At 42.3% G+C, this 22,665-nt stretch carries 8 protein-coding genes and 1 pseudogene; all 9 read left to right on the top strand.

Translation table 11 applies throughout. The features are described 5' to 3' along the window. Position 1 precedes the first annotated feature (1 nt). The 9 genes and pseudogenes from HUN01_RS12200 to HUN01_RS12165 all read left to right on the top strand — a co-directional run bounded on the left by HUN01_RS12200 (position 2) and on the right by HUN01_RS12165 (position 22,576). A complete protein-coding gene (locus tag HUN01_RS12200; protein ID WP_181931494.1) occupies positions 2-4,366 on the top strand; it encodes a non-ribosomal peptide synthetase in 4,365 nt (1,454 codons plus the stop codon). 207 nt (positions 4,367-4,573) lie between these two features. Continuing rightward, a complete protein-coding gene (locus HUN01_RS12195) occupies positions 4,574-6,601 on the top strand; it encodes an ABC transporter ATP-binding protein/permease (RefSeq protein ID WP_181931493.1) in 2,028 nt (675 codons plus the stop codon). Between the two features lie 107 nt (positions 6,602-6,708). Then, entirely contained in the window at positions 6,709-7,878 is a 1,170-nt protein-coding gene (locus tag HUN01_RS12190; RefSeq protein ID WP_181931492.1) for a DUF6014 family protein, read from the top strand. Positions 7,879-9,015: 1,137 nt separating this feature from the next. Further along, positions 9,016-11,145: a patatin-like phospholipase family protein gene (locus HUN01_RS12185; RefSeq protein ID WP_181931491.1), complete on the top strand. Its 2,130-nt coding sequence runs from the start codon at positions 9,016-9,018 to the stop codon at positions 11,143-11,145. A gap of 188 nt (positions 11,146-11,333) precedes the next feature. Beyond that, positions 11,334-12,425, top strand: a complete 1,092-nt coding sequence (locus tag HUN01_RS12180) for an isocitrate/isopropylmalate dehydrogenase family protein (protein WP_181931490.1) — start codon at positions 11,334-11,336, stop codon at positions 12,423-12,425. A 139-nt stretch (positions 12,426-12,564) separates the two neighbouring features. Further along, positions 12,565-12,708: pseudogene (locus HUN01_RS36550) on the top strand (3-isopropylmalate dehydratase); the annotation flags it as partial. Between the two features lie 63 nt (positions 12,709-12,771). Next, entirely contained in the window at positions 12,772-14,118 is a 1,347-nt protein-coding gene (locus HUN01_RS12175) for a 3-isopropylmalate dehydratase large subunit (RefSeq protein WP_420832810.1), read from the top strand. Positions 14,119-14,703: 585 nt separating this feature from the next. Beyond that, complete coding sequence (locus HUN01_RS12170) at positions 14,704-15,096, top strand: hypothetical protein (RefSeq protein ID WP_181931488.1); 393 nt, start codon at positions 14,704-14,706, stop codon at positions 15,094-15,096. A gap of 523 nt (positions 15,097-15,619) precedes the next feature. Next, a complete protein-coding gene (locus HUN01_RS12165; protein WP_238846207.1) occupies positions 15,620-22,576 on the top strand; it encodes a non-ribosomal peptide synthetase in 6,957 nt (2,318 codons plus the stop codon). Positions 22,577-22,665 lie beyond the last annotated feature (89 nt).

Below are 22,665 nucleotides of genomic sequence, written 5' to 3'. Positions count from 1 at the left end.
AATGACTAACAGCACATTTGATTTTCTTTGTCAACTCAGAAATTTAAGTATTAATCTAGAAACCGATGGCGATCGCTTGCGCTGTCATGCGCCTGAAGGAGCGTTAACTCCAACCCTGCGCCAAGAAATCGCCCAGCGCAAAACAGACCTGATTTTATTATTACAAGAGGCAAAGCAGCTTAAAGTCTCCGAGCAGTTGTCCATTCAACCCGTACTACGGGATGGTAAGCTACCACTGTCTTTTGCCCAACAGCGGCTCTGGTTTATCCACCAGATATCACCCGACAGTACTGCTTACAATATGCTGGAAGCTCTGCGACTAGACGGTTCGCCCAATATTGGGGCACTGGAGCAGAGCCTCAGCGAACTGATTCGCCGCCACGAGATATTAAGAACCACTTTTCCCACAGTAGACGGAAACCCGATCCAGCTAATTGCCCCTCCCACTGCCTTAACTTTGCCAATCCATGACTTGCAGGGGTTGTCCACCGAGGAGCAAACTGAGCAAATTCGACAAATAGCCAAGTCCATTGCATCCGAGCTTTTCGATCTGGCTGCTGAACCATTAGTACAATTCACCTTACTCCAACTGAATTCCCAGGAGTATGTACTGCTGTTGAAGATGCACCACATTATCTACGATGGCTGGTCTTTGAGCATCTTTTTCCGTGAGTTATCTCAGTTATATGCAGCTTTCACTCAAGGATTACCCAACCCACTAGCCCAATTACCTATCCAATACGCCGACTTTGCAGTTTGGCAACGCCAGTGGCTCACAGGCGAAGTTCTTGAGCGCCAACTCAATTACTGGCAAAAACAATTAGCAGGTGCGCCTCTAGTACTAGAACTCCCTGCTGATCGAAAACGTCCCCCAGTTCAGACCTTTCAAGGTGGAGTTGAGTGTTTTCAACTGGATCGCGACCTCACACAATGCCTCAAGCAATTGAGCCAGGAGTCAGACACAACCTTATTTATGACCCTACTGGCAGCTTTTTTGGTCTTGCTCTCTCGTTACAGTGGTCAGTCAGATATTGTTGTTGGTTCTCCGATCGCTAACCGTAACAGTCCAGCGATCGAACAGCTAATGGGGTTTTTTGCTAATACCCTACCATTAAGGGGCAATCTGTCTGGAAACCCCAGCTTTGCTGAGTTCTTAGCGCAAGTGCGGCAAACCACGTTGTCAGCATACTCCCACCAAGACTTGCCTTTTGAAATGTTGGTGGAAAAGTTACAGCCAGACCGAGATTTGAGTCGTAATCCCCTGGTACAAGTAATGTTTTCCCTCCAGAATGCGCCACAATCTTCTGCTAATTTGCCAGGTTTAACTATCCAGAATGTGCCGTTACCACTTGATGTCAAAGTCAGATTTGATTTGGAAGTGAACTACTGGGAAAATCCAGGAGGTCTGGAGGGTGTTTGGTGCTATAACACTGATTTATTTGATGCCACCACAATTACTCGCATCGGCCAACATTTTCAAACTTTACTCAAAGCAATTGTCGCAAATCCCAGAATGCGAATTTCTGAATTACCACTATTGAGTTCAGCAGAAAGACATCAATTGTTGGTGGAGTGGAACGATACTCAAGTCGATTATCTCCAGGATTTGTGTATCCATCAGTTATTTGAGAAGCAAGTTGAGAGGACACCCGATGCAGTGGCGGTGGTGTATGAAAATCAACAACTGACTTATGGTGAGTTGAATAGTCGTGCTAACCAGTTGGCGCACTATTTGCGCTCCTTGGGCGTGGGAGTAGATGTACTGGTCGGGTTGTGTGTAGAGCGATCGCTAGAAATGATTGTGGGACTACTAGGAATTCTCAAGGCGGGTGGAGCATATCTGCCACTTGACCCAGAGTATCCCCAAGAACGCTTACAATTCATGCTTCAAGATGCTCAAGTTTCAGTATTGCTAACTCAGCAGCAACTTGTTAATAGACTGCCACAACATCAAGCACAGCTTGTTTGTTTAGACACTGACTGGCCCTTGATTGACCAATGTAATCAGGATAATGCGATCGCGCAGTTTACCGTAGGTATCGCGGATGTGCAAGCAACTAATTTGGCTTATGTGATTTATACATCAGGATCTACAGGTCAGCCGAAAGGAGTTGAAGTGATTCACCGTGGCGTTAACCGTCTGTTGTTTGGCGTCAATTATGTTCATCTCGATACCACCCAAAGATTTCTTCAGTTAGCCCCAATTTCTTTTGATGCTTCCACCTTTGAGATTTGGGGAGCTTTATTACATGGTGCTAGATGCGTTCTTTTCCCAGGAAGTATTCCTACCGCTAAAAGTCTCAGGGATGAAATTCACAAACACGGCATTACGATTTTATGGCTGACGGCTGCTTTATTTAACTCCATAATTGATGATGATGAAAAAGCTCTGTCAGGAATTGAACAGTTACTAATTGGTGGGGAAGCCCTTTCAGTTGCTCACGTTCAGAGAGCTTTGGCGGCTCTGCCATTTACGCAAATCATTAATGGGTATGGGCCGACAGAAAGCACGACTTTTACTTGTTGTCACCCTATCCCTAGACAGATTGACGCAACCATAGAGTCAATTCCCATTGGCCGAGCGATCGCTAACACCCAAATCCACATCTTAGACGAATATCTACAACCAGTGCCCGTGGGTATGCCAGGAGAATTGCATATTGGTGGTGCAGGATTGGCACGCGGCTATCTCAACCGACCAAAGTTAACACAAGAGAAATTCATCCCCAATCCATTCGGTGGAAGCAGAGGGGCAGAAATTCTTCCTAATTCTCAATCCCCATTGCCCCTAATCCCCAGTTCCCAATCCCCAGTCCCCAGTCCCCGACTTTATAAAACTGGGGATTTAGCACGCTATTTGAGTGACGGCAATATCGAATACTTGGGACGCATCGATAACCAAGTAAAAATTCGTGGTTTCCGCATTGAGTTGGGAGAAATTGAAGCCGTACTGAGCCAACATCAAAATGTGCAGGTATCTTGCGTCATTGCCCACGAAGATACCCCAGGTGAAAAGCGGTTAGTCGCTTACATCGTGCCGCACCCACAGGTGACACCCACAGTAAGCGTTCTGCGTCAGTTCCTTGCTAAGAAACTACCTGCATATATGGTGCCAAATGCTTTTGTGATGTTGGAGTCCTTACCACTAACTCCCAATGGAAAAGTAGACCGCCGCGCCTTGAAAGCACCTTCTAACACCAGCAACTTAGACAAATTTGTTCAACCTCGTAACCAATTAGAACTGCAACTAGTACAAATCTGGTCAAAGATTCTGAAAGTTGACAAAGTGGGAGTACAAGATAACTTTTTTGACCTTGGTGGTCATTCCCTTTTAGCTCCCTACTTAATGACTCAAATTAAACAGCAGCTTGGTAAAGATGTCACCTTAACCAACATTTTTCAAAATCCAACTATTGAACAGTTGGCGACAATTGTACAAAAAGGCGCAGATGACCCTGATTCGTCTTGTTTGGTAGCAATTCAACCAAACGGTTCAAACTTGCCTTTCTTCTGCGTTCCCGGAGCAGGTGGCAGGCCTTTTTACTTCTATCACTTAGGACGTTATTTAGGAGCAGATCAACCGTTATACAGTTTTCAAAATGATTTATATAGTGACTTAGAGTCAGTTACTCGTATTGAGGATATGGCTAGTATTTACATTCAAGCAATGCAAGCTGTGCAGCCCCAAGGCCCATACTTTTTGGGAGGACATTCCTATGGTGGTAACGTCGCTTTTGAAATGGCCCAACAGCTAGTTGCTCAGGGACATGAAGTTGCATTGCTGGCGATAATTGATTCTTCAGCACCGACTTATAAGGATAAGCAAATGCTGATTGATTATATTAATTGGGATGATGCAATGTGGCTAGCGGAGGTGAGCAAAGGAATAGAACTTTATTTAGAAAAAAGCGTAGATATTTCCTACGATACTCTCCAAACCTTGACTATGGAGGAGCAACTAAAATACGTTTTACACTATTTTAAAATGGCTAATATGTTGGCTCCTAATGCTGAAATTACGCAGCTGAAAAATATCGTCCAAGCTTATAAAACTAGCTGTTTATGTCTAGTTGATTATCTACCAAAACAGATTTATCCGGGTAAACTTACGATTCTACGAGCTAACGAGGATATGCCAGAAGACCCTAATAGTGAGTTAAATGCTGAGGTTTCACAGGATTTATCCTTGGGCTGGAGCGAGTTTTGTACCGAACCAGTGGATATCGATTTTGTGCTAGGTAACCATATCACGATTATGGCTGAACCCCATGTCCAGGTTTTAGCCGAACGCTTGAAAGCTTGCATCCAGCAAGCATCAGCAAACTATAGCCATTTTCAATTCGATGAGGTACATGTGTGTAAATAGACCTAACCCCCTAACCCCCTTCCCGAAGGCGGGAAGGGGGAACAATTCAAAGCCTCTCTCCTACAAGGAGAGAGGTTTGGAGAGAGGTCAAAATTGTACTTCACGCTTATCGAGAACCGCTATAAGTACAAAGATCCTTATCACTGATTATTCAGTACTAAAAAGTGCTAAATCTGATTATAAAAGATTTCAATTTATTTCTAAAATATGCCAACCCAAGCTGTTCAAGCTCAACCCATAACAAATGCTTTTTCAAGTTTTACTCAATTTTGGGAAGATGTAAAAGCGATCGCAGGCCCTTACTGGTATCCAACAAAGCCCGGTGATAGAACATTTCCAGACGTTCTTCGCGCCTGGGGAATGCTTATTCTTCTGATATTACTAATAATCGGGCTTGTGGGCGTAACTGCTTTTAATAGTTTTGTTGGTCGCTATTTGGTCGATAGTCTTATTCAAGACAGAGATTATGATAAGTTCCTTAATACCTTAGCAGTTAATATTGTTGGGCTAGTCTTAGTAACCCTGTTAGTAGGATTTTCTAAATTCGTCAGAAAAAAAATTGCTCTGGATTGGTACAAATGGCTAAACAATCATATTTTAGATAAATATTTGAGCAATCGTGCTTATTATAAAATTAACTTTAAAGCCGATCTTGATAACCCAGATCAACGCTTATCTCAAGAAATTGAACCTGTTACCAATAGTGCTTTGAGTTTTTCAGCTACTTTTTTAGAAAAAGTACTGGAAATGACAACTTTTTTAATAATTGTCTGGTCTATTTCCCAACAAATCGCTGTTGTTCTACTTGCTTATACGATCATAGGTAATTTTATTGCTGTTTACTTAAATCAAACATTGAGTAAAATTAATCAAGAAGAACTTGAATTTAAAGCTGAATACAATTATTCCTTGACTCATGTTCGGAATCACGCTGAATCGATAGCTTTTTTTCAGGGAGAAAAACAAGAATTAAATATAATTGGACGCCGATTTAGTAATCTGATTAACAACACGGAACGCAAGATAAGTTGGGAAAGAGGTACAGAAATTTTTAGCAGAGGATATCAATCTGTTATCCAAATCTTTCCCTTTTTAGTACTCGCGCCTTTATATATTAGAGACGAAATTGATTTTGGACAACTAGGACAAGCCGCTTTAGCTTGTAATATGTTTGCTGTTGCTCTGGGACAATTAATAAATGAATTTGGTACTTCAGGACGCTTTTCTAGTTACGTTGATCGTTTAGCTGAGTTTTCAAATTCTTTAGAAGAAGTAACTAAGCAACCCGAAAATGTCAGTACTATTAAAACAATAGAAGAAAACCATCTTGCTTTTGAGCATGTCACCTTACAAACGCCCAACTATGAGCAGGTGATTGTCGAAAACTTATCACTTTCTGTTGAATCGGGAGAAAGTTTATTAATTGTTGGGCCTAGTGGTCGAGGTAAAAGTTCTCTGTTAAGAGCGATCGCTGGCTTATGGAATGCGGGAACTGGTCGTCTGGTGCGACCGCCTTTAGAACAAGTCTTATTTTTGCCCCAACGTCCTTATATAATTTTGGGAACTCTGCGCGAACAGTTACTCTATCCTCATACAAATCGTCCCATGAGCGATCGAGAACTCAAAGAAGTTTTACAACAAGTTAATCTACAAAACTTGCTTAGTCGAGTCGATGGTTTCGATACAGAGGTTCCTTGGGAAAATATACTCTCCTTGGGAGAACAACAACGCCTTGCATTCGCCCGATTATTAATTACTCATCCTAGCTTCACTATATTAGATGAAGCAACAAGTGCTTTGGATTTGGATAACGAGGAGAGCTTATATCAAAAGTTACGAGAGACAAAAACAACATTTATCAGTGTTGGACATCGAGAAAGTTTGTTTAATTATCATCAATGGGTTTTAGAACTATCACAAGATTCTAGTTGGCAACTTGTTACCGTGGAGGATTATCGGCGTCAAAAAGCGACAGAAATAGCCACTAATCCTCCTGAAAATACTGAAATCATCATAGATGTTTTACCCAATAATCAATCCCAAAATCCACCCGAACTAGGGACAATAACAGGCACAATTGCAGGGCTTTCTCATAAAGAAATGCAGGAATTAACAGACTATTCCCTTGCCAGTATTAGAAGTAGAGCAAGCCTTGGTAAGTCCACTACTGGCAAAGATGGCTTTACCTACCGCTACAACAAAGACTCCAAGGTGTTGAAATGGGTAAAAATTTAGCGTTTACTAATGCTTTTACCGAAAAACGAGCAAACTTTTGAAGCATAAATAGAGCAAAAGATAACATAATTTCGGACTCCAGCTAATTTCAATATTAGGTGTAAAAAATGACAATAATATTTGCAGATAAACAAGAATTAGCCAAACAAATAGTTCAATATATTAAGCAAGATGAAATTGCCATTGCTGTCAAAAAACTGCGTCAACAGGCGAAAAACTCTTGTGAACTTCCTCCAACTTGGCTACTCAATACAGCAGATGCTTTAGAAAATAACGATTGGAGTATCTTGTCTGAAGGCTTTATTAATATGGATTTTATTGGTAAAAATGGTTATTTCTTGATAATCGCACCTTACCAAATAAATCGACAATGCCAAAGCCAGGTAACTTTAAGTGCAATTTACGGCAAAATGCACGATAACTCTCAGCCATCTATTGAACAATTAGAAAATCTGAGTCGCGAAAAATTTGGAACCCTAAGCCAACCAATTCCAAGGAATCTTTCTTTTACCGAAATTGCTAGTTGCGGTAATGTCAGTGGTGAAATTAGTGAAGCCTTCATCGTCCCAAATGGATGGTCATTTCCTAACAGTGTTTGTGGCCCAGCATTAAACAATGCAAGCGAGCAGCGACGACGTTTTTTAGGTTCTAGTCGCCAATGCATTCAAAAAGTATTTGAACATGAAACAGCAAATTTACTATTAGGCCCCTTAGAAGACGAAATCAATAGTGAACGCTATCGCCATATAGATACTCAAGTTCATGAAGCAGGACATGCTAGTGGTTTAGGATTTGACTTCAAAGTAAAGCATAATCTCTTCCAAAACTATGCCTATGCTGGTGTAGAAGAATGGCGATCTGATAGTTTAGGGTTTGAGTTTGCAGCTTGCATTTTACCTGCTCAAGAAGCTGGGAAGTTGGTAGCTGTCAATTTTTGCATTCGCTTTGGCTTAGATGCTCACCGTTTAGGAGGCATAGAAAAAGATACGGATGTATATGCTAGCCTTATAAGCTTAGAACATCTTTTTCAAAGTGATGCTATATATATCACTAAAAAAGGTCAATTAGCTTTACGTAATTTGAGTTATCCAGGTTTACTCCAAGCCGTTGAACTCCATCGGACACAAGCATTATCTCTTACCCGAAGAGAGTTAAACCTTAAAAGTCCTACAGGTATTTTCTATCTGTACAAAATAGACATTCATCCATCAACTCAATCAATTTTTCAAGGGCTAGTTATGGAACGCTGTCAAGGAATTTGGGCAGAGTTACAATAATTAGCAATACTTCTCGGTTAAGCATTTTTAATTCGGAATCGGGTTTTGGGAAAAGGGCAAAGGGTAAGGGTTAAAGGTTTTTTATTTCCTATTTCCCTCTTAACCGAGAAGTATTACAATAATTAGTTTCCCCCTCTTTTTGGCGTTGTTGCATAAGTAGGGGGAATATTAAAATAATTCGTAATTCGTAATTCGTAATTTGTAATTAAGTTTTGTAAAGGATATTTTATCTACTTAACTGTCTTAACTGTCTTAACTGTCTACTTAACTGTCTTAAATGTCTTAACTGTCCACTTTTACTGTCTTAACTGTCCACTTTTACTGTCTTAACTGTCTACTTTTACTGTCTTAACTGCTATTGCATTTTCTTGATAAAGCTGAGATTATTTGAGAGTAGAGATTAAGCGCTTTGCCATACTACTAGCTTTGTGTATTTTTAACTTGGAATTGATTTCATTCTCAAGCTTAGATGGTAAAAGTTAAAGATTTTTTTTACCTTTTCCCCTTAGAGGATGTTTGAAAAGTTCTCTTGTCGTCGGCATCAAAAATTTTAGATCCCCCTAAATCCCCCAATAAATTGGAGGACTTTGATTCCGGTTCCCCCCTTTTTAAGGTTACAGTGTACACACAAGTCGAAAAAAGATCAATTTCTCATCATTGTTCTCTCGTTTATCTCGTTCCTATGCTCTGCATAGGAATGCCTGATTAGAGGCTCTGCCTCTAGTCAGATATTGAGTCAGAGACTCAATGAATGCATTCCCAGTCGGAGACTGGGAACGAGGAAATGCTTATCAAGCAAGTTAGGTTTTTAGGACTTGTGTGTACACCGTAGCCTTAAAAAGGGGGGTTAGGGGGGATCAAAAAGTGCCTAAAGTCACAGTGAAATACTTTTCAAACAACCTCTTAACCGACAAGTATTGAAGCACGTTGTTTTTAAAAAAGTTAGTCGATTTAATAAAAAAATTAATCTTTGGCTATAAAAAATTACTAATTTCCGATAAATTGCCTAATTAAGGCAAAAATACTTTTAACACAGGTAGTTCAAGAGATTTACTAACAAACATAGTTTATTCATCTATTGCATTGATTAATTAGAATTACGAATTACGAATTATCCTATTTGGAGATTAAACTCTTGTGACAAAGCAGGTATATAGCCAATCAGTTCTGACATTTGATGGACAAGATGATTACATAGACTTTGGCAAAAATGATTTTTCTGGTGTTTTTGCTCAAGGAAGTTCGGCCTTTACGATTTCTGGATGGGTGAATCCTCATCAGCTAACAGATAAAGCCACTACATACGGCACGCGCAATGTTTTTTTTGCTCGTTCTTCAGATCGATATAGTGATAATTTTGAGTTCGGCATCAGTGAATCAGGGAACCTAGATGTATTCATTGATGAGACTCTTGAGAAGAAAATTAAAACTTTTGGCAATGGAGAATTAACTATCGGACAATGGCACTTCTTTGCCATTGTTTTTAATAAAGGTCAACTGAGCATATATCTTGATGAGAATGAGTATTTTGGGTACTTTACAGGTGACTCTTTAAATAAAGCAACTAGTTCTGTGACACTGGGCGCGACTTTACACAACAACATATATTTCACAGGTCAATTAGCGAATATTAGCGTCTGGAATTATCCCTGTCCCCCAGCGGAAATTCAAAGGCATCGCGATCAGCCTTTAGTTGGGAATGAACAAGGATTAGTCGCTTACTGGAGATTAAACGAAGGACAAGGAAAAACTGTAAAAGACCAAACTGAAAATGGTCTTGATGGAAACTTGCGTGGCAATCCTAGTTGGGATGTCGCACAACTTCCATTTGGAATTACACAATCATCGAACGAGAGTGAGCCACAAGAACAGACAGCGAGTAGTTCCGAGGAGAGAAACCTTGCGGAGCCAGAAAGCCAATCTGTTGCAGAAGTTATCTCCGTTGAAGTAGTTGCTGTCAGTGAAACCGAGTTGCAGCAAGAGTCCGTTGAGGTTCCTCCAATTCTAGAAACTGGCATCCCAACCCAGACAACAACTGTGTTAGCGCCAGAGGAGCGTCACCCAAAGGCAAAAAAAGGGACAAAAAGACAGAGCGAAAAATCTGCAAACATTCAAACTCCCCAGCCAAAAGAGGAGAAAGCCGAAACAGTTCCAGTCGATATTCAACAGCAAACATTAACTCAGGAGCGATCGCCAAAAACTATGAATACGAAAGCTAATCCCAAATACAAAATACTTGCTATTGATGGCGGCGGTATTCGGGGCATTATCCCAGCCCTGGTACTAGCAGAAATTGAAAAGCGGACACAAAAGCCGATTTTTAGTTTGTTCGATTTAATTTCTGGCACTTCCAGCGGCGGAATTCTGGCACTCGGATTAACCAAACCCCGATTAGACTTAGAAGCCACTGATAGCTTACCCACCGCCCAATACAGCGCCGAGGATCTAGTCCAAATATATCTTGAGTATGGGGCTGAGATATTTTACGAGCCATTTTGGGAACAAATACTCGGTCAACTAGAAGATATATTCGTCCAACCAAAATATTCTTCTGAGGGGAGAGAAGAAATTATCAGGCAATATTTTGGCGACACTCCTCTAGAAAATAATCTCAAAGAAGTTTTCGTAACTAGCTACGATATCGAGCAGCGAATTCCCATATTCTTTACTAATAAAATCGAAAAGCAACAGACAGAATCGAAAAGATTCCGCAAGTTATGCTCAGGTTTTACCCTCACAGATGCGGCATTAGCAACTAGTGCAACTCCGACTTATTTTGCTCCCTATCGCGTTGCCAGTTCCCATAATACCAACGGTTTCTATACTTTAGTTGATGGCGGAGTAGTCGCTAATAATCCAGCTAATTTGGCTATTTTAGAAGCGCAAATTAGTAGACAAGAAAATAAACAAGTTTTGAATACAGATGATGTCTTGATAGTATCCTTGGGTACCGGTTCCCTGACGAGTGTTTACCCTTATGAAGAAGTGAAAAAATGGGGACTATTACAATGGGCAAACCCGCTGTTAAATATTGTGCTTGATGGTGGCAGTGAAGTAGTAGCTGGAGAATTAGAAAGGTTGTTTGAGGCTAATAGTAAAGGTAGTAAAAGTTCTTATTATCGATTTCAAACATTCTTAAAAAGTGAACTCGAAGCAATAGATAATGCCAAGCCAGAAAATCTGCGGCAGTTACAAACTTTAGCTAATACACTGATTCAAGAAAAAAGTAAAGAAATCGATGAGTTGATTAGTATTTTATTAACCTAAATACAGCGGATTTCAAGTTAGTGAACTACACAAGCTAAGTCTCAAAGCCAGGTATAAAGCCTGTTTTAATTCTGAATTCTGACTCCTGAATTCTGACTCCTGAATTCCGACTCCTGAATTCCGAATTCTACTGTATGAGCTTTTCTTGATGTTAATGGAGTTGAGCCAGTAATTTTCAATAGGTCGAAATGGGGTCTTTAAGTAAGCCATCTTATCGGATAGTCGCCATTCTTGGGGAAGGAATTGGGTCAGAAGTTGTGGAAGCTTCCTTAAAAATTCTGCAACACGTCGCTAAAATTGAAGGATTTACCTTACAGGTAGACTATGGCTGGCTTGGCGCAACTGCCTTTGAAGAACTGGGTAGTTACTTCCCTCAAGCTACCGCCGAACTGTGCGATGGAGCCGATGGCATTGTATTTGGTGCAGTTACTCAAGGCGGACTACTAGAACTCCGAAAGCATTTCGACTTTTTTTGCAATCTTCGTCCGATCCGTAGCGTTAAAAGTCTCGTACATAAATCTAGTCTTCGACCAGAGAAAATTCAAGGAATTGATATTCTCATCGTTCGAGAACTGGTCAGTGGAATCTATTTTGGCCCATCTGGACGCGGCTCAGATGATAAGGGAGATTATGGTTATCATACGATGCGCTATTACGATGAAGAGATTCGTCGAATTGCTCGCAAGGCTTTAGAACAAGCCCAATACCGCCGAGGATTACTCACCGTAGCCCACAAAGAAAATGCCTTGCCTTATTTGCCTTGGACTCGTCTAGTGGAAGAAGAAGCCAAAGAGTTTCCTGGCGTTGTTATCGAACCAATGCTGGTAGATAACTTAGCTATGCAAATGGTTCTGAATCCCCAACGGTTTGATGTAATTTTAGCGGGCAATTTGTTTGGAGATATTCTTAGTGATATTGGTGGTGCATTAATTGGCTCAATTGGTTTATTAGGATCGGCGAGTCTTAATGCTGATGGATTTGGTTTGTACGAAGCGATTCATGGTACAGCCCCAGACATTGCTGGGAAGGGAATTGCTAATCCTCTTGGCACCCTTGGAGCTTGTATTTTAATGCTTCAACAATGGGGGGAAGTGCGGGCTGCCCAACTAATTATTGCAGCGCAAGACCGGATTTTAGCTAAGGGATACCGAACAGCTGATTTATTTAGCCAAGGAGAAGAAATTTTAGTCAATACTGCAACATTAGTTGACCTTTTACTTGAAGAACTTTCAGTTGTGCAACATTCTCAATTAGGAGTGCTTCATGAGTCATGCAAATAACGTTTTGCACCTGGGAGATGATATCAATACCGATGATATTATTCCTGCCAATCGGGCGACAACAGATGACCCTGATTACTTAAAAAAGTATGCTTTAGAACATATTATTGGAGCAGGTGAACTGCTAAAATTCAATGTGATTGAAGCAGGAGAAAATTTCGGCTGTGGTTCCAGTCGAGAAGTTGCCCCCATTGCCTTGCAAGCTGCGGGAATTGAGAAAATTCGGGCGCGATCGTTCGCTGAAATTTTTTATCGTAATAGCATCAATATTGGACTACCCTTAGAAATTCTGGGGGAGAAACAGGAGAATCCTGTAGTTGATGCGATCGCACTAGCCGGTGGGTTAATGTCTTTTAATCAGCTGCGTCGTCAGGGTAAAATCACCATTCCTCGCAGCTTCACCCCGCCACGCCCCATGACTTTAGTCGAAAAACTCTTAGCTAAAGCCTCTGGAAATTCCTACGTCCAGCCAGGAGAAGTGGTTTTTGCCCAGGTCGATTTAGCCTTATCCCATGATGCTGTAGCCGGGCCTGTGGCCAAGATATTTTATCAAGAGTATGGAGAAGGAGCAAAGTTATGGGACTCCCAAAAGGTAGTTTTAGTAGCCGATCACTTTATCCAAGTCAACGACATCCGTGCTGATCACAAAGCTCATGTCATGTATGACCAGATGATTCAGTTTGCTAAAGTCCAAGGATGCCACTTATTTGATATGGTTTCCCCTGGTGAAGCAGCGGGCATCTGTCACGTTTTACTCCCAGAAAAAGGGTTTGTCCGACCAGGAATGCTGATTGCTGGTACAGATTCCCATACCTGCACCTACGGAGCATTGGGAGCCTTTTCCACAGGAGTAGGAACCACCGATATGGCTAATATTTATGCCACAGGAGATATGTGGATTCGTGTTCCTCCAACCCTAGTATTTGAGTTGTCTGGAACCTTGTCTCCTAAAATTAGTGCCAAAGATATTATCCTATTTATCCTCGGAAAAATCGGCTGTGCTGGCGCGACCAGTAAGGTAATAGAGTTTAGAGGGTCAATCCTTGCACAACTACCCTTTGATGAACGATTAACTCTAGCCAACATGGCTGTAGAGTGTGGTGCAATATGTGGTTTGATTGTTCCTGATGAGGTGACACGTGAGTATTTAAAAAACCGAACTTCACAAGAATTTGTAGAAATTAGCGGCGATGCTGATGCTGAGTATGAAAAGGTTTATCAATTTGACCTTAGTGATTTAGAAGCACAAGTGGCACGTCCCCCAAAACCGGATCAAGTAGTTGCCATTAGTCAATTAGAAGATATTCCGATTACCAAAGCTTTTATTGGCTCTTGTACTGGGGGTAAACTCTACGATTTAGCTCAAGCAGCCGAAGTTTTGCACGGTCGCCAACTGGCAGACGGTGTAAACTTGTTTATTGTACCTGCAACCATTGAAATTCGAGAACAAGCCCAAGAGTTAGGTTATCTCGATATTTTTGAACAAGCAGGAGCACAAATTCTCAAGACAGGTTGTGGGGCTTGTATCAATTCTGGACTTGGGGTTTTGGCAAAAGAAGAAGCAGGGATTTATGCAACCAATCGCAATTTTAAAGGACGTAGCGGCGATCCAACGGGCAAAAATTATTTAGCCTCACCAAGAACAGTGGCTATCTCTGCTGTAAATGGGAAAATTAGCGATCGCTTTGATTGAACTGGGGATGGGAGCAATGCGATTTTGTGAGATGGGTAAGCAGGGGCTACGTGTACACACAAGCCCTTTCCACCCCCTCTAACTCCCCCTTGGTAAGGGGGAGAACCGGATATTTCCCCCCTTTGCAAGCTACGGTGTATACACAAGTCCTAAAAACCTAGCTTGATAAGACTTTCCTCGTTCCCAGTCTCCGACTGGGAATGCATTCATTAAGTCTCTGACTCAATGCCAGATTGGAGGCAGAGCCTCAACGAGGAGCATTCCCATGCAGAGCATGGGAACAAGATAAACGAGAGAACAATGAAAAATCAAACTTTTTTGACTTGTGTATACACCGTAGCCTTTGCAAGGGGGGATTAAGGGGGGTAAATCCAGGGATTGGGGATTGGAACCCCAACTAAATCGAACTATCAGAGCGGGGTAAATTAGAGATAAAACTCAAAAAATATTAACCCAATCTGAGCGTGAATGACTTTTATCTAGCTTAGTCTAGGTTTTGAGATAGGTTTCTTTATTTACAAAGATTCTATTCTCGTACTCTTAGTAATGTTTTAACCAAGAAAAAAAGGATTTTAGGTAATTACAATGGACGAAATCGTTAAAAAACTTGCTGGTCTGGGTCTTCCTGGTATCATTCTCGTGATTTTAGCAGTCACATCAGCAGGTAGTAATGCTGCTATTGTTGCTGCCCTCACAGCCTTGGGAGGGCCCTTCGGCATTGTCGGAGGTATAGGTATACTTGGTCTAATAACGGTTGTAGGGGATACTGTCGCGGGATATGGAATTGAAGCTGTTCTCAAGGCCGTCTATACAGAACGTAGTAAAACAGAATCAGTGAGATATCTCCTCAAAGAAATTAAAGATTTACCCATTTCAGATGAGCTAAAACTCAAACTGAGAAATGAACTGAGTCCAGAAGTTATTATTGATACTGAAGAGATTCAGCCACCAAAAACAATTGAAATTGTCGAGGAATAATTTCACTATTACATTCGGTGACATTTTAAATCAAATAGCACTAATACTATTTTGGATTTTAGATTAAGATTTGGGAGTCTGAAAAGCTGACTGTACTTTGCTTTGAGACATCTATCCATTCATATTCTATTTTCCGATTGGTGTCAGGAAAGCGATCGCAGCAAATTGCTGTGAGCAAACAAAATGGCCTCTGAGTCTGATTTCATCGGATTAAAGCCTCAAAGGCCTATTCTTTTAAAGATTCGTGCAAGATATCTGTCAATACTGTTCGGTTAAGACAAGAGACGCGATGAATCGCCGTCTCTACAATAATCAGTCTTTCATCTTGAGGGCAAAAAACCTTAAACGAACCGTATTGAAATATCTGTTATCTAAGAGAAGAGAGGACTTTTTAAACATCCTCTAACAGAAGCCGAAAAATCGGTCTACCTATTTTTCCAAAAAATAGCTATAGAGCCGGGTCAAGCATATATTCAAAAACTATAACTTTACTAAAACTTTCAACCTTTATACTAAATTTATTATGGAAGAAATTGTCATTAACTCTACTCAGTATGTTGATGATTTTTGTGCTTTAACTGATCAGGAACGACATAAAGTATTAGTTGAATGGAATGATACAACGGTAGATTATCCCAAACATCTATGCATACATCAGTTATTTGAAGCACAAGTAGAAAAAACTCCAGATAATATTTCTGTCGTCTTTAATGAGGAACAACTAACCTATCAGGAGTTGAACCACCGAGCCAATCAATTAGCACATTATTTGCGAATTCTAGGAGTAGATACAGAAGTTCTAGTAGGCATTTGCGTTGAGCGCTCCTGGGAAATGGTAGTGGGTAGTTTGGGTATCCTCAAAGCGGGTGGAGCTTATGTGCCGTTAGATCCAACGTATCCCAAAGAGCGTCTAGCGTTGATGCTCTCAGATTCACAAGTGCAGGTGCTATTAACACAGCAAAAGTTTGCTGAAGGGTTTGCGGGTAGCGGAGTGAATGTGGTTTGTCTGGATACTGACTGGGAATCCATCAACCAACACAGCCAAGAGAATGCTATTAGTAATGTTACGGCTGAAAACCTCGCTTACGTTATCTACACCTCTGGTTCTACAGGAACACCAAAAGGAGTAGCTGTATCACATCGGGCTGTCAATCGGTTAGTATGCAACACCAACTACATACAGTTTATGCCGAGCGATATCTCCGGCGGTCAACTAAGTGTTGCTCAAGCTTCAAATACTTCATTTGACGCAGCTACGTTTGAAATCTGGGGATCTCTCCTCCACGGGGCTAGGCTGGTGGTAATTCCTCAGAATATTGTGCTTTCGCCCCAGTATTTCGCAACGTACATCCGCGAACAAAGGATTAGTGTATTATTTTTGACGCCAGCCTTATTTAATCAGTTAGCTAGTGTTGTCCCTGGAGCATTTAAAGACTTGCATCACTTACTAATTGGGGGCGATGTTCTTGATCTCAAGTCAGTGAAAGCGGTTTTCAAGAATGGGCCGCCACAGCGATTGCTGAATGCTTATGGCCCAACTGAGAGTACAACATTTGCTTGTTGGTATCTAGTACAGAATATTTCAGAAGAGGCTACAAATATACCGATTGGTCGCCCAATCTCTAATACACAAATCTATATACTGAATTCCCAACTTCAACCAGTTCCTATTGGTACTGTTGGTGAATTATATATTGGCGGCGATGGCTTGGCACGAGGATATCTAAACCGTCCAGAATTAACCAAAGAAAAATTTATCCCCAATCCTTTTGAGGAGGCAGGAGGCAGGAGGCAGGAGGCAGGAGGCGGAGGCAGAAGGCAGGAGGCAGGAGGCAGGAGGCAGGATAGCGCAGCGGTAGCGAGTCTGCAAGCGTCGGCGGGAAAGAGTAGATTATACAAAACGGGGGATTTAGGACGCTATTTACCAGACGGCAATATTGAGTTTTTGGGACGAATTGATCATCAGGTGAAGATTCGCGGCTTCCGCATTGAATTAGGAGAAGTTGAGGCGCTTTTGAGTCAACATTCGGATGTACAGCAGGCGGTGGTAATCGTCCGTGAAGATATCCCTGGTGAGCAGCGCCTTGTTGCCTATATTGTCCTTAATCAAAAGCGTGAAGCCATCGCCGCTACTCTAAAACGTTTTCTCCAGGAAAAGCTGCCCAACTACATGGTGCCAGCAGTCTTTGTAATTTTAGACTCGTTGCCCCTTACGCCCAATGGTAAAGTGGATCGTCGAAATCTTCCAGGTTGCGATCGCACACGCCCCGCTCTCGAAGAAACTTTTGTCGCACCTCGTAGCCCAATTGAGGAGACGTTAGCGATTATTTGGGCTGAGTTATTGGCACTTGAGCAGATTGGAGTCAATGACAATTTTTTCCAGTTGGGTGGTCATTCCCTAATTGCAACTCAACTCCTTTCTCGCGTGCGCGAAGTTTTCCAAGTCGAGTTGTCTTTTCACCACATCTTTGAAAACCCCAGCATCGCAGGTTTAGCTCAACTAATCGAACAGCATAGTCAGTTAGAACAGCCGTTGCAGCGTCCCACCATCCAACGAATTGAGCGTGAAGGACTCTTACCCGTTTCCTTTGCCCAAGAGCGAGTGTACTTTATTGGGCAAGTGGCTCCTGAAAGTAGTGCCTACCAATTCCAGGCAACTATGCGATTTAAAGGTCAGCTAAATGTGGCGGTATTACAACAATGCCTCAACGAGATTGTGCGGCGTCATGAAATATTTCGCACGACTTATCCGGCGGTGAATGGACGGCTATTTCAGATAATTCACCCAGCGTCACCAATCAGCTTTAAAGTTATTGACCTCCAGAGATTCCCGGAATCTGAGCGGGAAGCGGAAGTTCAGCGCCTAGTTGAGGCAGAAGTACAAAAGCCGTTTGACTTGAATCAACTACCACTAGTTAAATGGGTTTTGCTGAGGTTGAGCGACCAAGAACATTTATTGCTCCACATCGAGCATCACATAATTCATGATGGTTGGTCATTTAATGTATTTCTGGGTGAGTTGCTTGAACTTTATCAAGCCTTCTGTCTGGTTAATCCTTCCCCGTTGACTGAGCCAATCCTCCAGTTTGTGGATTTTGCCCATTGGCAGCGACAGTGGGTCAAAAGCCAGGAAGCCCAAACCCAATTAACTTATTGGCAGCAGCAATTATCCGGTAGTTCACCGTTGTTGGAATTACCTTATGATCGCCCGCGACCACCAGAGCAAACTTATAATGGCGATCAAATTAGGGTGGAACTTCCCATTAACTTGTGCGAATCTCTGCGAGTTCTGAGTCGTCAAGAGGGTGTCACCTTATTTATGACGATGCTGGGAGCTTTTTTGGTAATTTTGCACCGATACACTGGGCAGAACGACCTAAGCGTAGGAACTGCTGTTGCCAATCGGCGGATGCACGAGGTAGAAAAGTTAATTGGCATGATTGTCAATAACCTGGTTCTACGCACTGATTTGTCTGGTAATCCCACATTTCGGGAATTACTCGACCGAGTGCGTCAAGTCACACTGGAAGCATATAACAACGAAGATTTACCTTTTGATAAGGTGGTGGAAGTTCTCAAGCCAATACGGAATTTAAGCCACAATCCTCTATTTCAAGTGATGTTCAGCTTCCATGATTCTCCCATGCCGGATTTGAGTCTTCCTGGTTTGGACATTAGCTTGCATGAACCTATCAGCAATAAATCAGCAAAGTTTGATCTGGATTTCCTGGTTATACCGCGTTCTGAGCAACGCGTGCAGAACGGTTCTAAAACGGGAGCGAAGGGAATCACGTTAGTTTTAGAATACAACAGCGATCTCTTTGATGCTGCCACAATCCAACGAATGCTAGAGCAGTATCAAACTTTACTAGAGGGGATTGTTGCTAACCCAGAGCAGCGAGTTTCAGAATTACCACTGCTAACGGAGACTCAGCAGCAATTACTGGTGGAGTGGAATCAGACTCAGAAAGAGTACACCTTTAATCAGGGTATTCATGAGTTATTTGCAGCTCAGGTGGAGTTAACTCCCGATGCTGTAGCTATTCAACAAGAAGGTGAACATTTAACTTACCGTGAATTGAGCGATCGCGCCAATCAACTTGCCCACTATCTACAAACTTTGGGAGTCAAACCAGAAACCTTGGTGGGTATCTGCATTGAGCGTTCTTTAGAAATGATTATCGGCTTACTCGGCATTCTCAAAGCGGGCGGTGCATACATTCCCCTTGACCCTAGCTATCCCCAAAAGCGACTGGCTGATATTCTCGAAGATACTCAACTGAGCATTCTGCTGACTCAAGAAAGATTTAAAGAAAAACTACCAGATTATGCCGGGAAAACCATCTGTTTAGATACAGACTGGCAAATAATTACTCAACACAGTACAACCAACCCGATTTGCGAAGTTCAACCTCATAACCTCGCCTACATTATTTACACCTCTGGTTCTACGGGTAAACCTAAAGGAGTGATGATTGAACAGCGATCGCTAATGAATTTTGTTATCAGTGCTATGCATGAATATGGAATTAATGCAACTGATAATATTCTGCAATTTGCATCTCTCTGTTTTGATACATCTATTGAAGAAATTTTACCTTGTCTTTTAGTCGGCGCAACATTAGTACTGCGAACCGAAGAAATGTTGCACTCCAGCGATGAATTTTGGCGGTGTTGCCGAGAATGGCAGTTAACTGTTTTGGATCTTCCCACAGCGTACTGGCATCAATTAGTAGCGGAACTTACCTCTGAAGATTCCCGAATTCCCGAAAGTCTGAGAATGGTGATTATTGGCGGAGAAGAAGCTCAACTCGAAAAAGTGAAGCACTGGCACAGTAGTGTTGCTCACCTCTGCAATCCACCCCAATTACTTAATAGTTACGGGCCAACGGAAGCAACGATTATAACCACTTTATACCAATTATGTATAAAGAGACACATAATAATGCCCCCCTGTAGTCCCCCCTTGGCAAGGGGGGACGGCGATAGCCGGGGGGTGAATTATATGCAGCTTCACAAAAAAATGGTGTTAGATCGTTTAACTTCAACTAACTCCGTTTCAATTGGACGACCGATTAGCAATGCTCAAGTTTATATTCTGGATCAATATCTGCAACCAGTACCAATAGGAGTTCCCGGAGAATTGCACATTGGCGGAGCCGGATTAGCTAGAGGATATTGGCAACGCCCTGAACTTACGGCAAAGAAATTTATCGAGAATCCATTTTACAATCCAAAATCCAAAATCCAAAATCCAAAATTATATAAAACGGGGGATTCAGCACGTTTTCGCGCCGATGGCAACCTAGAATATCTCGGACGAGTTGACAATCAGGTGAAGATTCGCGGCTTCCGCATCGAGTTGGGAGAAATCGAGACGGTGCTGAGACAACACCCACAGGTATTTCAAGCTGTAGTCATTGCTCGTGAAGATATCCCTGGACAAAAGCGCCTTGTAGCTTATGTTGTTCCGCACCAGCCGCAACCAAACGCCGATGAAAAACTCCACCCACAAGGGGATGGAGTTTTTGGGCATGGGGAATGGGGAATAGGGCATGGGGAAGAAGCTACCAATGCCCAATGCCCAATGCCCCAAGCGACGGGGCGACTATCCCTCTCCACCCACAATGGAATGGAGTTTCCCGTCGCTTTCAATGAACTGCGCCATTTCCTGAAACAGAAGTTGCCTAATTATATGGTGCCCTCAGCGATCGCACTCCTGAAAGCCCTACCAATGACTCCGAACCAGAAGGTAGATTACCGCGCCCTCCCAGCCACCGAACTTTCACTGAGTGTAGAAGATAATTTTGTTGCACCGCAAACTCCCACAGAAGAGAAATTAGCAGCGATTTGGTCGGAAATTTTAAGACTAAAACAAGTCGGCATCCACGATAACTTCTTTGAATTGGGCGGCGACTCCATCCTCAGTATTCAGGTAATTTCAAGAGCCAATCAGGCGGGTATCCAAATTGCCCCTAAACAGCTATTTCAGTACCAAACAATTGCTGAGTTAGCTGCTGTGGCAGGAATTGCTCGCTCTGTCAAAGCCGAACAAGGGTTAGTGACAGGTACAGTAGCGCTGACACCCATCCAACACTGGTTTTTCGAGCAAAAATTGCCCGAACCTGATTACTTTAACCAGTCAGCCATGCTAAAAGTGCCGCCAGACTTGCAACCAGAGCTATTGCAGCGAGTCGTGCAACAATTGTTGATGCATCACGATGTTTTACGTTCGCAGTTTATACAAGAAGGGGAAAACTGGCAGCAGATTAACGCCCCTATCCAAGAAGTTGTGCCATTTAGCGTCATCAACTTGTCGCACCTGTCGCCAGAAGAACAACAAACAGTAATGAAAGCGACGGATGCTGAACTCCAGGCTAGCTTGAATCTATCAACTGGAGCGATCGCACAAGTGACGTTATTTAGATTAGGCAATGATAAACCCGGCAGATTACTGTTCATCATCCATCATTTAGTAGTAGATGGCATTTCGTGGCGGATTTTGCTCGAAGATTTGGCTACAGCTTACCAGCAAATCAGCCGTGGCAAAGCTATTAAACTACCACCAAAGACAACATCCTTTCAATATTGGAGCGATCGCTTAACAGAATACGCCAAATCATCAGATGAGTTGAATTACTGGCTGAATGAGTCTAGTCTAAAAGTTACCGCCTTACCAGTAGATTATCCTTCAGATCAAGAAAATAATACCTTAGCCTCAACCGCTTCTGTGTCACTTTCCTTAACTGAAGAACAAACCCGCGCCCTCTTGCAGGATGTACCCTCTGCCTACAACACTCAAATTAATGATGTACTGTTGACTGCCCTAGTGCAAAGCTTTGCCCAATGGACAGGAGAACGTTCTTTACTCGTTGATTTAGAGGGACATGGACGAGAAGAATTGTTTGAGGATGTGGATTTGTCGCGGACTGTGGGCTGGTTTACTACCTTATTCCCCGTTCATTTGCAGCTAGAAGAAGTTGAACAAGAGGCAGGAGAGGCTTTAAAGTCAGTCAAAGAACAACTACGGCGCATCCCCAACCGGGGCATCGGCTATGGCGTGTTGCGATATTTGCAGCCCGATGAGGCAATACGCACGAAATTACAGGATTTACCTCAAGCACAAGTGAGTTTTAACTACCTTGGTCAATTCGATCAGGTGCTTAAGGCATCTGCTGTATTGGGTTTGGCTGAAGAATTCAAAGCTGAACAAAGTTTAGTTAATCAGCGCCGCCACCTATTAGGAGTAAGCGGATTTATTCGTGCAGAAAGGCTGGAAATGACTTGGAATTACAGCGAGAAAATTCATAAACGAGACACCATCAAGGGTTTGGCCTTTGGGTTCATAGAGGCATTGCGATCGCTCATTACCCACTGTCAATCCCCTGGTGCGATCGGTCGTACACCTTCAGATTTCTCAGCAGCCAGACTCAGCCAAAAACAGCTTGACAAATTCCTAGCCAAAATTAAAACGAAGTAGTCATTGGTCATTTGTCATTTGTCATTGGTCATTTGTCATTCTCCCTTTGTCTCCCCAATCCCTAATCCCCAATCCCCAATCCCCAATCC

The organism is Nostoc edaphicum CCNP1411 (assembly GCF_014023275.1).
GTDB classification, from domain to species: Bacteria; Cyanobacteriota; Cyanobacteriia; order Cyanobacteriales; family Nostocaceae; genus Nostoc; species Nostoc edaphicum_A.
This window is presented reverse-complemented; position numbering and strand designations above follow the sequence as displayed.

Excerpts from the sequence above, each read along its gene's own strand:
- HUN01_RS12200 (WP_181931494.1), top strand. The coding sequence starts at position 2 with ATGACTAACAGCACATTTGATTTTCTTTGTCAACTCAGAAATTTAAGT.
- HUN01_RS12180 (WP_181931490.1), top strand. The coding sequence starts at position 11,334 with ATGGGGTCTTTAAGTAAGCCATCTTATCGGATAGTCGCCATTCTTGGG.
- HUN01_RS12190 (WP_181931492.1), top strand. The coding sequence starts at position 6,709 with ATGACAATAATATTTGCAGATAAACAAGAATTAGCCAAACAAATAGTT.
- HUN01_RS12165 (WP_238846207.1), top strand. The coding sequence starts at position 15,620 with ATGGAAGAAATTGTCATTAACTCTACTCAGTATGTTGATGATTTTTGT.
- HUN01_RS12170 (WP_181931488.1), top strand. The coding sequence starts at position 14,704 with ATGGACGAAATCGTTAAAAAACTTGCTGGTCTGGGTCTTCCTGGTATC.
- HUN01_RS12195 (WP_181931493.1), top strand. The coding sequence starts at position 4,574 with ATGCCAACCCAAGCTGTTCAAGCTCAACCCATAACAAATGCTTTTTCA.
- HUN01_RS12175 (WP_420832810.1), top strand. The coding sequence starts at position 12,772 with ATGTCTTTTAATCAGCTGCGTCGTCAGGGTAAAATCACCATTCCTCGC.